The sequence below is a fragment of the Martelella lutilitoris genome, from assembly GCF_005924265.1.
Classification (GTDB): Bacteria; Pseudomonadota; Alphaproteobacteria; order Rhizobiales; family Rhizobiaceae; genus Martelella; species Martelella lutilitoris.
Genome location: NZ_VCLB01000013.1, coordinates 1 through 17,502 on the forward strand (window position 1 = coordinate 1; position 17,502 = coordinate 17,502).

Annotated in this window: 13 protein-coding genes and 1 riboswitch; of the genes, 8 read left to right on the forward strand and 5 right to left on the reverse strand. The window is 61.7% G+C overall.

The annotated features are described in order from the left end of the window. Positions 1-378 precede the first annotated feature (378 nt). Positions 379-2,322, forward strand: a complete 1,944-nt coding sequence (locus tag FF124_RS19835) for a M23 family metallopeptidase (RefSeq protein WP_138750224.1) — start codon at positions 379-381, stop codon at positions 2,320-2,322. 329 nt (positions 2,323-2,651) lie between these two features. On the opposite strand, the gene FF124_RS19840 is transcribed toward FF124_RS19835, so the two are convergent. Further along, positions 2,652-2,906 carry an ArsR/SmtB family transcription factor gene (locus tag FF124_RS19840; protein WP_024707741.1) on the reverse strand — a complete coding sequence of 85 codons (255 nt, stop codon included), beginning with the start codon at positions 2,904-2,906 and terminating at the stop codon, positions 2,652-2,654. Between the two features lie 61 nt (positions 2,907-2,967). After that, complete coding sequence (locus tag FF124_RS19845) at positions 2,968-4,578, reverse strand: peptidoglycan L,D-endopeptidase MepK (RefSeq protein WP_425462556.1); 1,611 nt, start codon at positions 4,576-4,578, stop codon at positions 2,968-2,970. Between the two features lie 402 nt (positions 4,579-4,980). Here FF124_RS19845 and FF124_RS19850 point away from each other — a divergent pair, with 402 nt between their 5' ends. The 5 genes from FF124_RS19850 (at position 4,981) to FF124_RS19870 (ending at position 10,793) form a co-directional block, all read left to right on the forward strand. Beyond that, positions 4,981-6,834, forward strand: coding sequence for a M3 family oligoendopeptidase (locus FF124_RS19850; protein WP_138750226.1), 1,854 nt, complete (start codon positions 4,981-4,983; stop codon positions 6,832-6,834). A 1-nt stretch (position 6,835) separates the two neighbouring features. Next, positions 6,836-7,972 carry an aminodeoxychorismate synthase component I gene (locus tag FF124_RS19855; protein ID WP_138750227.1) on the forward strand — a complete coding sequence of 379 codons (1,137 nt, stop codon included), beginning with the start codon at positions 6,836-6,838 and terminating at the stop codon, positions 7,970-7,972. Between the two features lie 10 nt (positions 7,973-7,982). Further along, entirely contained in the window at positions 7,983-8,270 is a 288-nt protein-coding gene (locus FF124_RS19860; protein ID WP_138750228.1) for a YciI family protein, read from the forward strand. After that, positions 8,267-9,184: a heme-dependent oxidative N-demethylase family protein gene (locus FF124_RS19865; RefSeq protein WP_246072597.1), complete on the forward strand. Its 918-nt coding sequence runs from the start codon at positions 8,267-8,269 to the stop codon at positions 9,182-9,184. The genes FF124_RS19860 and FF124_RS19865 overlap by 4 nt, the downstream gene beginning before the upstream one ends. Before the next feature lie 163 nt (positions 9,185-9,347). Beyond that, on the forward strand, positions 9,348-10,793 hold the full coding sequence (locus FF124_RS19870) for a homospermidine synthase (RefSeq protein ID WP_138750229.1): 1,446 nt from the start codon (positions 9,348-9,350) through the stop codon (positions 10,791-10,793). A 158-nt stretch (positions 10,794-10,951) separates the two neighbouring features. Here the strand turns inward: FF124_RS19870 and FF124_RS19875 are convergent, their stop codons facing one another. Continuing rightward, on the reverse strand, positions 10,952-12,040 hold the full coding sequence (locus FF124_RS19875) for a 2'-deoxycytidine 5'-triphosphate deaminase (protein WP_138750230.1): 1,089 nt from the start codon (positions 12,038-12,040) through the stop codon (positions 10,952-10,954). A gap of 69 nt (positions 12,041-12,109) precedes the next feature. After that, positions 12,110-12,187: riboswitch (SAM riboswitch) on the forward strand. Positions 12,188-12,221: 34 nt separating this feature from the next. Between FF124_RS19875 and FF124_RS19880 the strand changes: the two genes are divergently transcribed. Both FF124_RS19880 and apaG read left to right on the forward strand, forming a co-directional pair. Continuing rightward, on the forward strand, positions 12,222-13,406 hold the full coding sequence (locus FF124_RS19880; protein WP_138750231.1) for an O-succinylhomoserine sulfhydrylase: 1,185 nt from the start codon (positions 12,222-12,224) through the stop codon (positions 13,404-13,406). 168 nt (positions 13,407-13,574) lie between these two features. After that, positions 13,575-13,967 (forward strand): Co2+/Mg2+ efflux protein ApaG, encoded by a 393-nt coding sequence (gene apaG, locus FF124_RS19885; RefSeq protein ID WP_138750232.1) that lies wholly within the window; start codon positions 13,575-13,577, stop codon positions 13,965-13,967. Between the two features lie 73 nt (positions 13,968-14,040). Here apaG and FF124_RS19890 read toward each other — a convergent pair whose 3' ends face one another. Together FF124_RS19890 and FF124_RS19895 are read right to left on the reverse strand one after the other, a co-directional pair. Continuing rightward, positions 14,041-15,648, reverse strand: a complete 1,608-nt coding sequence (locus FF124_RS19890) for an APC family permease (RefSeq protein ID WP_138750233.1) — start codon at positions 15,646-15,648, stop codon at positions 14,041-14,043. A gap of 230 nt (positions 15,649-15,878) precedes the next feature. Continuing rightward, on the reverse strand, positions 15,879-17,495 hold the full coding sequence (locus FF124_RS19895) for an FMN-binding glutamate synthase family protein (protein ID WP_138750234.1): 1,617 nt from the start codon (positions 17,493-17,495) through the stop codon (positions 15,879-15,881). Between the last annotated feature and the right edge of the window lie 7 nt (positions 17,496-17,502).

Here is a 17,502-nt window from a genome sequence, read left to right on the forward strand (position 1 = left end):
CACCGCCTCAGCGCCGCCCCGTCGTTCGGTGAGGCGGCTTATAGACCCCATTCCGCCAAACCGTCAACAACCAATCCCAAAAAAAATGACATTTTTGTTAAGTGATTGGTTTTTATGGGTTTTGATCAGAACTCCGCGGCAAGCAGGCACGCGCGCCCTATATTGATATAGGTGGGGAATGAAGGTTCCGCCTTCAATAGGCCATTTTCGCCGTAAAAACATCAAACTGATGAGGCTCACGATGACGAGCTCTGCGACGGCGCGTCGGGGCCGGGCGGAAGATCGGCGGGGAATGGTGATTTGACACGCGCGGCGATTTTCGGCACATCAATCGGACCAGTTGCGACTTCGGCAAATCGAGCTAAAGATCACAGGCATATGAAAGAAAAGAAAAACCCTGCGCGCTCGTTCGGCAGAGGAACGCCAATTGTCGTGGACGGCAAGACGCCGCCCGCGCGGCGCGATGTCTCGATCCGTTGGCTCGCGGGCGCCTGCCTGACAGGATTGACCAGCACCGCTCTGATGGCGATCGCCCTTTCTGCCGCCGTTGACGGGCGCGAGCGTCTGGCCGCGCCGGCCTCGGCCTTTGCCAAGACGGCAGCCTCGGGTACCGATGACACGGCGGTCAGGGGCAACCGCCTGATACCCACCACGGTGATTGCCAAACCCTCCAACCGCCGCGTCCTGCAGGTGCCGACCGCCGTGCGTCAGGGCGATCGCGATGTCATTCACTACGAGCCCTTCTCCGAAGTCCGGATGGCGCTTGCGGCCAATTACGGCAAGACGCCGGACTATCCCGCCTTCGATCCCTTCGAAGTGTTTTCGACGACCGAACGCGCCGGGCCGCGCGCGCGCGCTGTCGACGTGATTTACGATACCGATGTCGAGGGCGAGGTCGAACTCAAGTTCACGCCATTCCCGGCCGCCAAGCCGCCCCTGCCCTTTGCCGCGGGCCTTTCCACCGACGAGATCGAAGAGACCATTCTCGCCAACGAGACCATGCTGCAGAACAGCGTCGGCGATCTATCCATGCTCAGCTATGTGGACCCGGACCGCTTCGAGCCCGAACAGATCATGCTGCCGCTCAAGCCCTCCATGGCGGCGCAGATCGTCGATGAGAATGTCTCCGTAAGCGCGCTGCAGTCCGTCTTCACCCAGGATTTCAACGATGACATCCTGCCGGTTCGCCAGCGGGTCGATGTCGAGGCCTTTCTTGTCGCCGCCGGGTACCCCGCGCCGCTTGCCGCCGAACTTGACCGCCTGATCGAGGAAGGATCGGGAAGCCCGATGCTGAAGGCCGGCGATATTCTGCGTATCGGCCTCATGCGCATGGGCCGCAATATGCGCGTGGTCCGGCTCAGCCTCTACCGCGACGGCGAACATGTGATGACCACGGCGCTCAACGACAAGGGCCGTTTCGTCGAGGGCGTCGAGCCGCCGATGAGCGAAGCGGTTGCCAATGCATCCGCCGACGAGACGGATCTCCTGCTCGGCACCACGCAGAAGCCGGTGCGGGTCTATGACGGCATTTTCCGCGCCATGCTGACCTACGGGCTGACCAAGGACATGGCCGGCCAGCTGATCAATCTTCTGGCGAGCAAGGTCGATCTGCAGTCCATGGCTTCGCCGGACGACCAGCTTGAGCTGTTCTTCTCCGATGCCGATCAGAATGGCAAAGCGACGGCGACGTCCGAGCTCTTCTACATCGACGCGAAAATCGGCGACGAGACCATCAGGCTCTACCGCTTTGCCAACCCGAAGACCGGCGCGGTCGACTTCTATGACGAGAACGGCCGCAGCATCCGCCGCTTCCTTCTGCGCAACCCCGTTCCGAACGGCCGGTTTACCTCCGGCTTCGGCATGCGCCGCCATCCCGTGCTTAAATATGCCCGGATGCATCCCGGCGTCGACTGGGCCGCGCCAACCGGAACGCCGATCATCGCAGCAGGCGATGGCGTGGTGGAATCGGCAGGCTGGAACAGTGGCGGCTACGGCAACCAGACCATCATCCGCCACGCCAACGGCTACGAGACTTCCTATAACCATCAGAGCAAGATCGCTTCGGGTGTAAAGGAGGGCGCGCGCGTCAAGCAGGGACAGGTCATCGGCTATGTCGGCGCCACCGGTCTCGTCACCGGCCCGCATCTGCATTACGAAGTCATGGTCAATGGCACGAAGGTTGATCCGATGAAGATCCGGTTCCCGAATTCGGACGCGCTTTCGGGCGACAATCTCGCGCGCTTCGATTCCGAGCGCAAGCGGATCGACGCCCTGCTCGGCAACGAGAACGCAACGCAAGTCGCTTCCAGCAAGCGCAACTGAAGCCAGGTTTTCTTCATCCGTTTCAGGCAAGCAGGATTGAGAGGAATCTCACCAGAGCTTGGGATTGCGTGCCTGGAGCATTTCGCAGTCAGACGGACACATCTGACGTCAAGCGAAAATGCGTCAAAACAAATAGAGAGACCGTGTCCGCGCTTCCATGAGAGCCGGAAGCGATCTGGGCGCGCTTTTGCGCGCACGCCTCAGCCCTGGCAAAATTGTCGATAGATCGACACCCGCGTCACCGTCACTGCTGATTGTCTGCTCTTCAGCCGACAGAAGGTTACGACAAGCTTGGGATCGAAGACATGGCTGATGCATGGCGCCCGTTCTCAGAACTGGCGTATCCAGCCGTTCAGCGCGGAAAAGCCTTCGGGATTGATGGCATAAAATCGCTTCGTGCCCACTGGCGTGACGCGCACGAGTTTACTGTCCAGCAAAGCCTTGAGGTGTTGGGAAACAGCCGGGCGGCTGATCGGTAACCCTTCCGAAAGCTCGGTCACTGTTTTCGGCTCGCGCCGCAGGGCCATCAGGAGATGGCGGCGATTGGGGTCTGCAATAGCGACAAAAGGGTCAGATGTGCTCATGCCGTCATATTACGTTAAAGTTACCCCCGCGACAAGTAGTTCGTTCGTTCAATAGTAGATACTAAAATCTTTCTCGATCAAAATAATCAACAATCGATCTTTGATCGGATTTACTACTATTTGTACTTACAAGACTTGCGGACTGATGCCCATTGGCCGAGCGATAACGATCGGCGCTCACGTCCGCAGTTGACCCGGCGTCCCTTGGCAGGACCGTGCCGGGACGCGCACCCTTTGTTGGCTCATCGGGTGCAGTCGCGTTGATTCGCGCAAGCGTCGGGCGGAACAGGGTGCGGAAATCATTGTCCTCGTTATAGGCGAGTTCGGTCGTATCGCCCATTGCCGCAAGCTTGCGGGCAAGCTCGCTCTGGGCCGTCTTGCGCGGGTTTTGAGCCGGCTCCGGAATGGCCGCCCTGGCGCGGCCCGCAGCCTGCAACTGCTCGGGCGTGATCGGCGCGCCCTGATCAAGCCCGGCATAACTCATGCGCGGGCTCGGCACGGGAACCTCGCCATTCATGAAGCCAAAACGATCCTCTTCGAAGGACGTCTCGCCGCCGAGGGACGCGACCTCGACCGGGGCAGGCTCGACGGGTGAAGCGGCCTCCGCCACCAGCACGTCGGAGACGGACATGCCCTCGGCATCCCCGAGCGAGGATGGTCGCGACTGCGGCACCGGAATATTGGCGGCAATCGCCAGTGCCGGTTCTGCCTCTGGCGGGTTGGGATCGACGAGCGCCGTGGCGAGCGGCGTCCCGAGATCCGCGTTGTCTGCTCCGGGACGCGACAGCGGCAACGGAATGTCAAGATTGTCGAAACTGACGGCCGCCGTCAGGATATCGACGGGGCGCTGCTGGGGTGCAGATTGCTGCGGCGCGCTCTGGCGCGAAGGCGTTGCGGCACGCTGCCGCTGGCTGCTTCCCGCATCATCGTCATTGCGGGAATTGCCGCGGTTGAACAGCATCGAAAGCAGGTTCGGACGTTCGTCCTCGTCGCCATCATCGTTGCTGGCGACGCGCACGGGCTCGGACCCGGAGACGCTGCCCTTGGCCTTGTATTCAGCCAGCGCGTCCTGATAGCCGGGAAGCGGCTTGCCGTCGGCCGGCAGATGCAGCGTATGACCTTCGGGAAAGAGCGCGACGAGCTGGCTGCGGCTCATGCGCGGCCAGGCGCGAACGCTCGCTACATCGAGATGGACGAAGGGCGAGCCGGAGCTCGGATAATAGCCGACGCCGCCGCGCTGCAACTTCATCGCCGTCGCCCGCAGCTTGGCGAGCGGCACGCCGGGAATGAAGAAGTCCATCGCGTTGCCGAGCATATGCTGCGATTTCTTGGCAACGCCTGAGGACGTCTTGCGCAGCATGGCGTTGGTCTCGGGCGAGCGATAGGCGGAGACAACGTTAATGTAATCCTTGGCGCCGACCTGCTGATAGACTTCCCAGACCAGGTCGAACAATTGCGGGTTCATATTGGTCGGTTCCTTGCGGCGCCAGTCGCGCAGGAACCAGTTGAGTTGCTCGAGCCCCTTCTTGTCATAGCGCCCGTTGCGCTTGAAGGTGATCTCGGCCTTTTCACCGGTATGAATGTAGTAGAGCTTCAGGGTTCGGGTTTCGGCCTGCGCCTCCGACACGCCAAAAAAGCAGAAAATGGCCGCAAGCAACGCCAGAACGGCAATTGTCCGTTGCAGGAATATGCTTGATGGACGGTCACTCAAACCGGACTCTCCCTGGGTACTCTGAATGTCGTGATCGGGCCCCCGCACCGTCAGCAGCCTCAGGGGCGACGGACGATGACCTTCTTGAAGGTCCAATGCGGCGCAAACGAGGCATTTTCCCGCCTGACGTTCAGCTTGCCATTTTATAGGCAACATTTGGTTAAATTCCTAGAGCCATCAATAACCGCTTAGCCTTTCACAAGCGTTAAGTCTTTGCCGCAAATCAACAACGGCAAGCGGGGAGGCCGTGCATTGGATCGGCATATTTTGACCTTTGCCGATTGCGGGGCTTGCAGGCGACACATATGTTGAGGCCCCGCGCCCCCGAGGCGGCGACCGAATAACAACAGGAAAGACAGACCCATGTTCAACGCTTCATTTCCGCGCAATCCGGCCGACGGCTCGGCTCAGGCGACGAAATCCGGCGACGAGGCCCTGGGCCGCCTGCCCGAATGGGATCTTACCCATCTTTATCCCGGCGCCTCCTCGCCCGAATTCAACAATGCCTTCGATGAAGCGGCCAAGAAGGCACGGTCGTTTTCGGCCCGCTGGAAAGGCAAACTCGAGGAAGCCTCCGGCAAGACAGGAGACGACGGGCTCGGCGCGGCCATCGAAACTTACGAGGCGCTTGGTGACACGCTCGGACGGCTCGGCTCGTTTGCCGGCCTCTCCTATTATGCCAACGCCGCCGACCCGACGCTGCGCAAGCTTTATGGCGACACCTCGGCGCGGATCACCGAAATCTACGCCGACCTCCTGTTCTTCGAGCTGGAGCTGAACCGACTGGACGAGGAAACGATCAACAGGGCGCTCGAGGCCGACGCCCGCTTTGCCCATTACCGTCCCTGGGTGCTGGATCTGAGGCTGGAAAAGCCGCACCAGCTGGATGACCGGATCGAACAATTGTTCATGGAGAAATCGACCACCGGCGGCCAGGCCTTCAACCGGCTCTTCGACCAGACCATGGACCGCATGCGCTTTGATGTCGACGGCGAGAAAATGCCGTTGGAAAAGGCCCTCAATCTCTTGAGCGATACGAAGGAACCGGTCCGCCGCAAGGCCGCGGAAGCGCTGGCTGCGACCTTCAAGGACAACCTGCCGACCTTCTCGCTGATCATGAACACGGTGGCCAAGGACACCGAGATCAACAGCCGCTGGCATGCCTTCGAGGATATCGCCGATAGCCGCCATCTTTCCAACCGGGTCGAGCGCGCGGTTGTCGATGCGCTGACCGAGGCGGTGCGCGAGGCCTATCCCCGCCTTTCCCACCGCTACTATGCGATGAAGGCGAAATGGCTCGGCATGGAGCAGATGAACTATTGGGATCGCAACGCCCCCCTGCCCGATGTCGCCGAACGCGTGATCCCCTGGGACGAGGCCCGCGACACGGTGCTTTCGGCCTATGGCGCGTTCTCGCCGGACATGGCCGATATTGCGCGACGCTTTTTCGATGAACAATGGATCGACGCACCGATCCGCCCGGGAAAACGCACCGGCGCGTTTGCGCACCCGACGGTGCCCTCCGCCCATCCTTACGTGCTGGTCAATTATCTTGGCAAGCCGCGCGATGTGATGACGCTTGCCCATGAACTCGGCCACGGCGTGCATCAGGTTCTGGCGGCGAAACAGGGCGCGCTGATGTGCTCGACCCCGCTGACGCTCGCCGAAACCGCCTCCGTCTTCGGCGAGATGCTGACCTTCCGCGCGCTGCTTTCCCAGACGGCCGACAAGGCAAAGCGCAAGGCGATGCTCGCCCAGAAGGTCGAGGACATGATCAACACGGTCGTGCGCCAGATCGCCTTCTATCAGTTCGAACGCAAGGTCCACACGGCCCGCCGCGAGGGCGAACTGACGGAAGACCAGATCAACGCGATGTGGATGTCGGTGCAGGCCGAAAGCCTCGGACCGGCGATCAAGCTTGCCGATGGCTACGAGACCTACTGGAGCTACGTGCCGCACTTCATCCATTCGCCCTTCTACGTCTACGCCTATGCCTTTGGCGATTGCCTGGTGAACTCGCTCTATGCGGTCTACCAGAACGCCGAGAGCGGCTTCCAGGACAAGTATTTCGAGATGCTGAAGGCCGGCGGAACGAAGCATCATTCCGAACTGCTGAAGCCCTTCGACCTTGATGCGTCCGACCCCGCCTTCTGGAGCAAGGGGCTTTCGATGATCGAGGGGCTGATCGACGAACTTGAAGCGCTCGACAACGAATAGCATGCCGCGCGCCGTCTTCCGGGACGACCTCGCCGGTCGCATGCTGACATTTTCCGATCCGCATGCGCTGATCGTGGCGGAACGCCCGGACGAGGTGCCGGAGGCTTTCGCACGAATGGAAGACGCGCGCGCATCCGGTCACTGGCTCGCCGGTTATGCAGCTTATGAGGCGGGGTTTCTGCTGGATCCCGCCTTCTCCGACCTTCCGTCGGGCAAGACCGAAACGCCCTATCTCTGCTTCGGCGTTTTCGACCCTCCGCAAGTGGCCGCTCTGCCGGAGATGAGCTCCGAAACGCCGTTTCTATTCGACCTCGAACCCGCCTGGGATTTTGCCGCCTATCGGAACCGTTTCGAGCCGTTGCACGCCCACCTGATGGCCGGCGACTGCTACCAGGGCAACCTCACCTTTCCCATCTATGCCCGCTGGCAGGGCGATCCGCTTGCCGCCTTTCACGCCTGTGCCGGACGCCAGCCGGTGCGCTACGGCGCCTATCTCGAACTTGCCGGGCCGTGCATCCTGTCGCGCTCGCCGGAGCTCTTCTTCAAGGTCGACGGGGATGGCTTTATCGAAACACATCCAATGAAAGGCACGGCCCAGCGCGGGGCGAGCGCCGCGGAAGACGAGGCGATCATCGCCGCCATGCTGGATGACGAAAAGACGCTTGCGGAAAACTGCATGATCGTCGACCTCCTGCGCAACGACATTTCGCGCATTGCCGAGCCCGGCAGCGTCCACGTGCCGAAGCTCTTCGAGATCGAGACCTACCCCACGCTCCACCAGATGGTGAGCCATGTCCGCGCGAAACTGAAAGCCGATGCCGGTATCGAGGCGATCTTCTCGGCGCTTTTTCCCTGCGGCTCGGTCACCGGTGCGCCGAAGATTTCGGCAATGAGGATCTTGCGCCGACTGGAGGACGGACCGCGCGGGGCCTATTGCGGGGCGATCGGCCATATCGCGCCCGGCGGCGCCATGCAGTTCAACGTCGCCATCCGCACGATCACGCTTTTTTCTGACGGCCGCGCCGTCTTCAATGTCGGCGGCGGCATCGTGCTTGATTCGACCGCACGCGCCGAATATGAAGAAGCTCTGCTGAAAGCCCGTTTTGCCGGCGACCTTTCCGCCTCGCCGGCTGGTTGAGGAGACCGCCTTGATCCTGATTTCGCTGACCTATGTCGCGCCGATGGAGGCCGTCGAAAAACATTTCGACGGGCATATCGCCTGGCTCAACCGTCATTATGCCGATGGCGTCTTTCTGGCCTCCGGGCGCAAGGTTCCGCGCACGGGCGGCGTGATCATCGCAAGCGGCAGCCTCGATCAGGTGCGCGCCATCTGCGAGACGGATCCTTTCGTCAGCGAAGGCGTCGCGCAATATGCACTGACGGAAGTGGATTTCTCGAAGACGGTCGACAGCGTTTCGGGGCTGAAACAGGCATGACCGATAGCGCAACCGCCGACCGCCCGCTTCGGCTCATGCCCTATGGCAGGGCCTACAAGCCCTTTTCCATCGGTCTATCGCAGATTGCGACAACGGACTGGCTGGAAGCGGAGCCCGACCTCGCTCGCTATCTCGACGAGAAGCAGCAGCTTCTCGAAGCGAAGCGTGACGCCGTCTTTCGGGCGACAGGCGATAGCCTTGATGCCCAAAACGAAGCCCTCGCAATGATCACCCGGCATCTCGCGGATCATCACGCCGACGTCTATCGCTTGTCCGGCGAGACGATGACCATGGCCGGCCGCAGCGTCGACCTTGCCGACGAGGCGATGCCGCCCCTGATGCGGGCCGGGCTGATGATCGCCGACGATCTTGCCGTCCTCGCAAAACATGACGGCCACTGGCATCTTGCGGCAGGCTTCATCGCCTTTCCCTCCTCCTGGTCGCTGGCCGAAAAGGCCGGCCGGCCGATGGACGAGGTGCATGCCGATGTGCCGGGCTTTCAGGGCGGCACGCGCAACGCCGCCATGGTCAGCCGCATATTCGACAATCTGAAGCCCGACCTGCCCGCCGAGCGGTTCAACTGGTCGTTCAAGGGGTCGGACGCGCTCGCCATGCCGGTTTCCAAGCATCTGCCCGAGGACCTGTTCCGCCCGGTCCGCCCGATTGGCGAGAATTTCCTGCGCGTCGAACGCCAGACGCTGCGCCGCCTGCCGGAAACCGGCGCCATCGTCTTCACGATAAAAATCTACGCCGACCCCCTGGCCATGATTGTGCGCCATCCGCAAGCCCGCGCAATCGCCTCGGCCATGCTGAAACAGCTTGACGGGTTGACGGCAGAGGAGCGCGCCTACAAGGGCATGAAAGACGCCGATATCGACGCGCTGTCGGCTTATCTGCGAGAAGTTTTGGACTGACTTCTGGAACGGCGGCGATAAATCCGCTTTACTGTTGCCTGCAGCTGTGGTCACGCTTTTTGCGCGACTGGCAGGTCACGGAACAAAATAGCCGTGTCATAATTTGCCTTTACGTTCGCGGCAATCGCCTTGCGCGCAGGTTCTAACCGAGAAGGAAACGGAAATGCTTCAGGAATACCCGATCCACGCCGAAATCACCGGACCCATTGTCATGATCGGTTTCGGGTCCATCGGGCGGGGCGCGCTGCCGCTGATCGAACGGCATTTCAATTTCGACAAGTCGCGCATGGTCATCATCGATCCGAATGACGCGCATGCCAATATCGCCGCCAATCACGGCGTCCGCTTCATCCACGCGGCGGTGACCAAGGACAATTACGAGGAACTTCTGGAGCCGCTCCTGACCGAGGGCGAGGGCCAGGGTTTCTGCGTCAACCTTTCTGTCGACACCTCCTCCCTCGACCTGATGAAGCTCTGCCGCTCGCTCGGCGTACTCTATATCGACACGGTGATCGAGCCCTGGCTCGGCTTCTACTTCGACAAGAATGCCGACAATGCATCGCGCACCAATTACGCGCTGCGCGAGACCGTGCGCAAGGAAAAGCGCAAGAACCCGGGCGGCACCACCGCCGTTTCCTGTTGCGGGGCGAACCCCGGCATGGTCTCCTGGTTCGTCAAGCAGGCGCTCGTCAACCTTGCCCGCGATACATCCATGAATTTCGTCGAGCCGATGGCGGACGACCGCGAAGGCTGGGCGCAGCTGATGCAGGATGCCGGCGTCAAGGGCATCCACATTGCCGAGCGCGACACCCAGCGCTCCAAGTTCCTGCGTCCGCAGGGAACCTTCTGGAACACATGGTCCGTCGAAGGCTTTGTCGCCGAGGGCATGCAGCCCGCCGAACTCGGCTGGGGCACCCACGAGAAATGGATGCCGAAGAACGCCAAGAAGCACAAGAAGGGCTGCAAGGCCTCGATCTATATCGAACAGCCGGGCGCCAACACCCGGGTGAGAAGCTGGTGCCCGACGCCCGGCCCCCAGTATGGCTTCCTCGTCACCCATAATGAATCGGTCTCGATTGCCGACTACTTCACCGTCAGGAACGACAACGACAAGGTCACCTACCGGCCGACCTGCCACTACGCCTATCATCCGGCCGACGTCGCGGTCCTGTCTCTGGACGAAATGTTCGGCAATGGCGGCAATCCGCAGGAAGAAAGCCTGGTTCTGGAAGAGGCCGACATCCTGACCGGCATCGACGAACTCGGCGTGCTGCTCTACGGCCACGACAAGAACGCCTATTGGTTCGGCTCGCGGCTCTCGGTCGAAGAAACCCGCGATCTCGTGCCCTACCAGAACGCAACCGCGCTTCAGGTCACCTCCGCCGTTCTCGCCGGCATGGTCTGGGCGCTGGAAAACCCGGAAGCCGGCATCGTCGAGGCCGACGAGATGGACTACCGCCGCTGCCTGGAAATCCAGATACCCTATCTCGGCCCCGTCGAAGGCCACTACACCGACTGGACGCCGCTCACCGGCCGCCAGACCTTCTTCGAGGAACGCAAGGACGAGAAGGATCCCTGGCAGTTCAAGAACATTCTGGTGCAGTTCTGAAGAAGCGGGGAAACTGACCGGCACTCACACTCATGCGTCATCCTCGGGCTTGACCCTAGGATGACGCGCGTGGAGGGGGCGCGTCTCCTCAAAAAAGCGCGATTGCGAGCCAAGCCTGCCGTTCGCCATTCTGCTTCCGAACGCCCCTTCTTCCAACTTCACCCAGCCCGAAAATGCTTCGACAGCTTCAGCCCCTGCGCCTGATAGTTCGACCCGAGCCCTGAACCGTAAAGCGCCGTCGGCGGGTCCATCATGTGCTCGTAGACGAGGCGACCAACGATCTGGCCGTGTTCGAGAATGAACGGCACTTCGTGGCTTCTGACCTCCAGCACGGCGCGCGCGCCCCTGCCGCCGGCGTCCGCATGGCCGAAACCCGGATCGAAAAAGCCCGCATAATGGACGCGGAACTCGCCGACCAGCGGGTCGAAGGGCGTCATTTCGGCGGCATAAAGCGGCGGCACATGCACGGCCTCGCGCGAGACGAGGATGTAGAATTCGTCCGGATCGAGGATCAGTTCGCCCTTGCCGCGTCCCTGGATCGGCTCCCAGTAGTCAAGAATGTCGTAACCCGCCTTGCGGTCGACATCGATGACGCCGGTGTGGTGCTTGCCGCGATAGCCGACCAACCCCTCGCCTTCCAGATCGATCGACAGCGCAATGCCGCCGTCTGAAATGTTGGGCATGTCACTGGCGACCAGCGTTTCGGCGCGATGCAGCACCATCAGCGCGTCCTCCGCCAGCACCGCATGGCCCGAGCGGAAGCGGATCTGCGACAGCCGTGAGCCCTGCCGTACGATGACCGGGAAGGTGCGCGGCGAGATTTCCAGATAGAGCGGTCCATCATAGCCCGACGGGATGATGTCGAATTCCTGCGCGAAATCCGGAATCACGCGGGTGAAGATATCCAGCCTGCCGGTCGAACTTTTCGGATTGGTCGAGGCGGAGAGATGCTCAGGAAGGTTGAGACCTTCCATCAGTTCGACGATATAGACGCAGCCCGTTTCCAGCACCGCGCCCTGGGACAGGTCGATCTCGTGCATGGAGAGCCGCGACAGCTTGTCGGCAACGCTGTGGCGCGGTCCCGGCAGGAAACTGGCGCGCACGCGGTAGGCCTTCGCGCCGAGCCTCAGATCGAGGCTTGCCGGCTGGATCTGGTCGTGATCGAGCGGCTTGATCGTGGTCAGTTTCTTCTGCTCGAGCAAGGCGGCAATGGCGTGATCGGGCAGAATTCCGGGCTTTTTGGACATGTTTTGCTCCTGTTGGCCGACAAAACCAATCTTTCAGAATTGACGCAAGCGCTTATAGGGATTATGCCGCCTTATCCCTGTGGTGATTTGGCCGGTCGGCTTGCAGCCACGTTAAACAAGTAGCTAAAAGGCCGGGTAACCGGTCCCTTCGCGACCGGTTTTTTTGTTTGGAGACATGAGAATGAAGAAGTCCTGGCGTCCGCAAACCAAGCTCGTCCATGCAGGAAGCCTGCGTTCGCAGTATGGCGAAATGTCCGAGGGAATCTTCATGACGCAGGGCTTCCTCTACGAGAATTCGGCCGCCGCCGAGGCCCGTTTCAAGGGCGAGGATGACGGCTTCATCTACGCCCGTTACGGCAGCCCGACAAACGCCATGTTCGAACAACGCATGTGTGCGCTGGAAGGCGCGGAAGATGCCCGCGCCACCGCCTCCGGCATGGCCGCCGTTTCCGCCGCTATCCTCTGCCAGCTGAAGGCCGGTGACCATATCGTCGCCGCGCGCGCCCTGTTCGGCTCCTGCCGCTGGGTGGTGGAGACGCTTGCGCCGAAATACGGCATTGACTGCACGCTGGTGGACGGGCGCGACATCGCCGCCTGGGAAGCCGCCATCCGCCCGAACACCAGGCTGTTCTTCCTCGAAAGCCCGACCAACCCGACGCTCGAGGTTGTCGACATCGCCGCCGTTGCCGAACTCGCCCACCAGGCCGGCGCCCGGCTGGTGGTCGACAATGTCTTCGCCACCGCGCTCTACCAGAAACCGCTCGAACTCGGCGCCGATGTCGTCGTCTATTCCGCGACCAAGCATATCGACGGACAGGGCCGTTGCCTTGGCGGCGTGATCCTGTCGTCGAAGGAATGGATCGAGGAGGAATTGCAGGATTATTTCCGCCACACCGGCCCTGCCCTTTCGCCCTTCAATGCCTGGCTTTTGATGAAGGGGCTGGAGACCTTCCCGCTGCGCGTGCGCCAGCAGACGGCAAGCGCGGGCAGGATCGCGGACTTCCTCGCCGACCAGAAGCAGATTGCCCGCGTGATTTATCCCGGTCGCGCCGATCATCCCCAGGCCGACATCATCAAGAAGCAGATGACGGCGGGCTCGACGCTGATCGCCTTTGAACTGAAGGGCGGCAAGGAGGCGGCCTTCGCGCTCCAGGACGCGCTCGAAATCGTTTCGATCTCCAACAATCTCGGCGATGCCAAGAGCCTGATCACCCACCCGGCGACGACCACGCACAAGAACCTCTCCGAAGAGGCGCGCGCCGAACTGGGCATTACCGGCGGCACGATCCGCTTCTCCGCCGGCATTGAGGACAGCGACGACCTGATCAACGATTTCGCCCAGGCTCTTGCAAAACTTCCGGCATAAGCGTCAGAATTGCAGACCGGCCGGAGACAGCACGTCCTGACCGCCAAGCAAACGCATTTCGTGGCCAGGTGAGCCCCAGTGGACGTCTGCGACAATGCGTCGATACGAGTGAATAGAGCAGTTCCGGCGATCCGTTTTCGCCGGGATGCGCTCTTGCGGAGCCGAGTGGTGCAAAGCGTAACGACAGACGAGATCGAGGTCAGGGTGGAAACCCGCTTTCTGGACGAGCATTCCGCGCCGGCGGAGAACCAGTTCGTCTGGGCCTATGACATCGAGATCGTCAACCACGGCGCGGTCGACGTCCAGATTGTCGCCCGCCACTGGACCATCACCAACGCCGACGGCGTCGTCGAAATCGTCAACGGCCCTGGCGTTGCCGGCAAGCAGCCGGTGCTGGCCAGCGGCGAGCGGTTTTCCTACCAGTCGGCAGCCCCGCTCGATACGTCCTCCGGCATTATGGTCGGCCATTATGTGGTCCGCACCGGAGACAATCGCCTGCTGCAGGTGAACATCCCGCCCTTTTCGCTCGATTCCCCCTATGAAGACCGCTCTCACCATTGAAGACAGCACGAAGAAGCCGCCCTTCCCGGTCAAGGAAAGGGCGGCAATCCAGATCACATAAGGAAGGTGCGGGTTACTCGCGCGTCATGACGTCCTCGACATCGGCGCCGCCATATTCCTGCAGCTCGATATCGTGCTGCTCGCGACGGAAACGATCGAAAATGTCCTGCGAGATACGGCCGCGCACCGCCATCAGGAAGACGGCAAGCGAGAACAGGGCCGCCAGCACCGAATCCACCGGATGGGGGATGACGCCGAGCCCGCCGCCATAGCCGCCGAGATAGGAGATGATGGCGACACCCGCCATATAGACCCCGAACCAGACGGCGCTCATGGGTTCCAGATCCTCGCGACCGATCACCGCCAGGCGCAGGAAGAACAGAACGGCGCCGACAACCAGCAGCACCAGCAGAACCCAGATCGTGCTCCAGCCCGACCAGTAGATCATCAGCGTCGCGATCATGAAGGCAAGCGCCCCGATCACGCCCGCTGCCGGCACCACGAAGGGACGACGCGCATTCGGCGCCAGATAGCGGAAGGCCACCATGGAGACCGGACCGGCGATGAAGGACAGCACCACCGCCGCGCTGTTGAGCGCCAGGATTTCCTGGAAGGGCAGGATGATCAGCATCAAAAGCGCGACGACGTAGTTGAGGATCAGACCCCAGAGCGGCACGCCGTATTCGTTCAGCTTGGCGAAGAGGCGCGGAAACACGCCGTTGTTCGACATGGCGAGCGCCAGACGGGCATTCGAGCTGACCGAGACGAGACCGCTGCCGGCCGGCGAAATCACGGCGGCGACATTCAGCATGCTCAACAACCACAAGACCCCGATCGATGTGGCGAGTGCCCCGAGCGGGCCGAGCTCATGGCTCGATTCGATCGTGTGCCAGCCGCCTGAAAGATCGGTCGGGTTGATGGCGCCGACAAAGGCGATCTGCAGGCCGACATAAATGGCAAGGCAGATCAGCACCGAGAGGATCAGCGCCAGCGGGATCACCCTCTGCGCGTTCTTCACCTCACCGGCAAGATCGATGGCGTGGCGGAAGCCGATGAAGGCGAAGACCACGCCGCCGGTCGAAACCGCCGCGAAGATGCCGGGAACGCCATAGGGCGCAAAGCCGCCGGCCGAGGTGAAGTTCGACGGCTCGAACCGCGATGCGACGACCACGACGATGAAGATCACCGGCACGATCAGCTTGAACCAGGTCATCGTGGTGTTGATGCGCGCGAACCAGGCGACGCCGAAGACGTTCACCACGGTCAGCACGGCAAGGAAGATCGCGGCCGCGATGTAGCCCGAGACGGTCAGGCCGCCGGTGGCATTGGTCAGCCACGGCAGATAGGACGAGGCATAACCGAGCGAGGCCTTCACCTCGATCGGCGCCGTGGTGCAGTAGCCAACCCACGCGCTCCAGCCCATGGCCAGCGCCAGAAGCCGACCGTGGGAAAATTGCGGAATACGGGCAATGCCGCCCGCGATGGGAAAGAGTGTGGAATTCTCTGCATAGGTCAGGGCGATCAGCAGCATCGCCACTGCCCCGATCAACCATGAGATAACCGAGGCCGGTCCCGCCAGTTGCGCCGTATCGAGCGGGGCGAAGAGCCACCCCGATCCCAGAACGCCGCCCACGGCGACAAACGTCAGGCCGATCAGGCCGATTTCGCGTCGCATTGCCATTTTTATGTTCCCCTAGCTAAACGCGCTTCACTGTATGCAGCCGGCCACCCCTGCTGGCTCACCGCAGCGACTGTCTATACTCACAATCTTAAGTATTCATGCGCACGCCGATTCAAGTCAATCGCTTTACGTGCCGTTCCGTCAGATTCTGACGCTGACGTGAAGGCGTCGATCGGCCTGAATGAAAAGAGAACTTGCTACCTCATTGCGATCAAAGAATGACCGATATTCTAGCCGTTATTTGCCCGGATGCGAACCAGATCCTCGACGGGGCGGAAGCTGTCGGAACTCGCCGCCCGCCACCAGTCGGCATAAATCGTGGAATCCGGGTCCGACAGCAAAATGCCTTCGGCGAGGAAGGGATGGAGCTTGTCGAGCGGCACGGAATCATGCGAGCCGACGCGATGCATGATGTGGTGCGGCTGCAGGTCCTGGGGATGGGCGAAGCCGCAGGCGGCAACAATATCGGCCAGCGCCTCGAGCGTCTTCTTGTGGAAGCGGGCGGCGTGATGTCCCTGTTCCTCGGGCACAAGCGCGCGCTGGCGCCACTTGTCCTGGGTGGTTACCCCGGTGGGACAGGTGCCGGTATGGCAGCGCTGCGCCTGAATGCAGCCGACGGACATCATGAAGGCGCGCGCGGCATTGCACCAGTCCGCGCCAAGGGCGAGGTTATGGGCGAGCCCCATGCCGGAGAACACCTTTCCGCTGGCGGCAAGCCGCACATGTTTCTTCACGCCCGCGCCGACGAGGGCGTTGCGCATCAGCACCAGCCCGTCCCACAGCGGCATGCCGACCCAGTCGGCAAGTTCCAGCGGCGCGGCGCCGGTCCCGCCTTCGGCGCCATCGATGACGATGAAATCAGGGTAGATGCCGGTCGTCAGCATCGCCTTGACAAGCGCGAAGGGCTCGTGCGGCTGGCCGACGCAGAACTTGATCCCGACCGGCTTCCCGCCCGAAAGCTCACGCATCGTGGCGGCGAAGTGAAGCATTTGCGCCGGCGTTGAAAAGGCGGAATGGCCGCGCGGCGAAAGACAGTTCTGATAGGCAGGAACGCCGCGCACCTCGGCGATCTCGGGCGTCACCTTGGAGCCGAGAAGCATGCCGCCATGGCCGGGCTTGGCGCCCTGGCTGACCTTGATTTCCGTCATCTTCACGGCGTCATTGGCGGCCTTGTCGCGGAACATGTCCGGATCGAACCGGCCGTCCTTGTCGCGCGCGCCGAAATAGCCGGAGCCGATCTCCCAGACGAGATCGCCGCCATGTTCGAGATGATGGCGGCTGAGCCCGCCCTCGCCCGTATCCTGATAAAAGCCACCGTCGCGCGCGCCAATATTCATCGCTTTCACGGCATTGGCCGACAGCGCCCCGAAACTCATTGCCGAGATATTGAGGATCGAGGCAGAATAGGGCTTCGACGTCTGCTCATTGCCGACCATGATGCGCGGAGAAAGGTCCGGATTGGCTTCCGGCGCCATCGAATGGGAAATCCAGTGATGCGGATCCTCGTAGAGTTCGAGCTCCGTGCCGAACGGGATCGTGTCGGGTTGCCCGTGCGAACGGGTCTTGATCAATTGCCGCGCGGCGTAGGAATAGGGCGTTCCGTGGGTATCATCCTCGACTGCATAGGCGCGGATGAAGGGGCGCAGCGAAAGCGCAAGCCAGCGAAAACGCCCCAGTACGGGATAATTGCGGGTAATGGTCCAGGAGGACTGAAACCAGTCATAGGCGGCGACCGCCAGAGCGGGAATGGTGAACAGCAGGATCCAGAACCATCCCGCCGCGATCGCCACAATCGTGAAGAAAGCGGCCGCGATCGGCACGATGCCCCGCAAAAGCATATCAACCATCGAGACC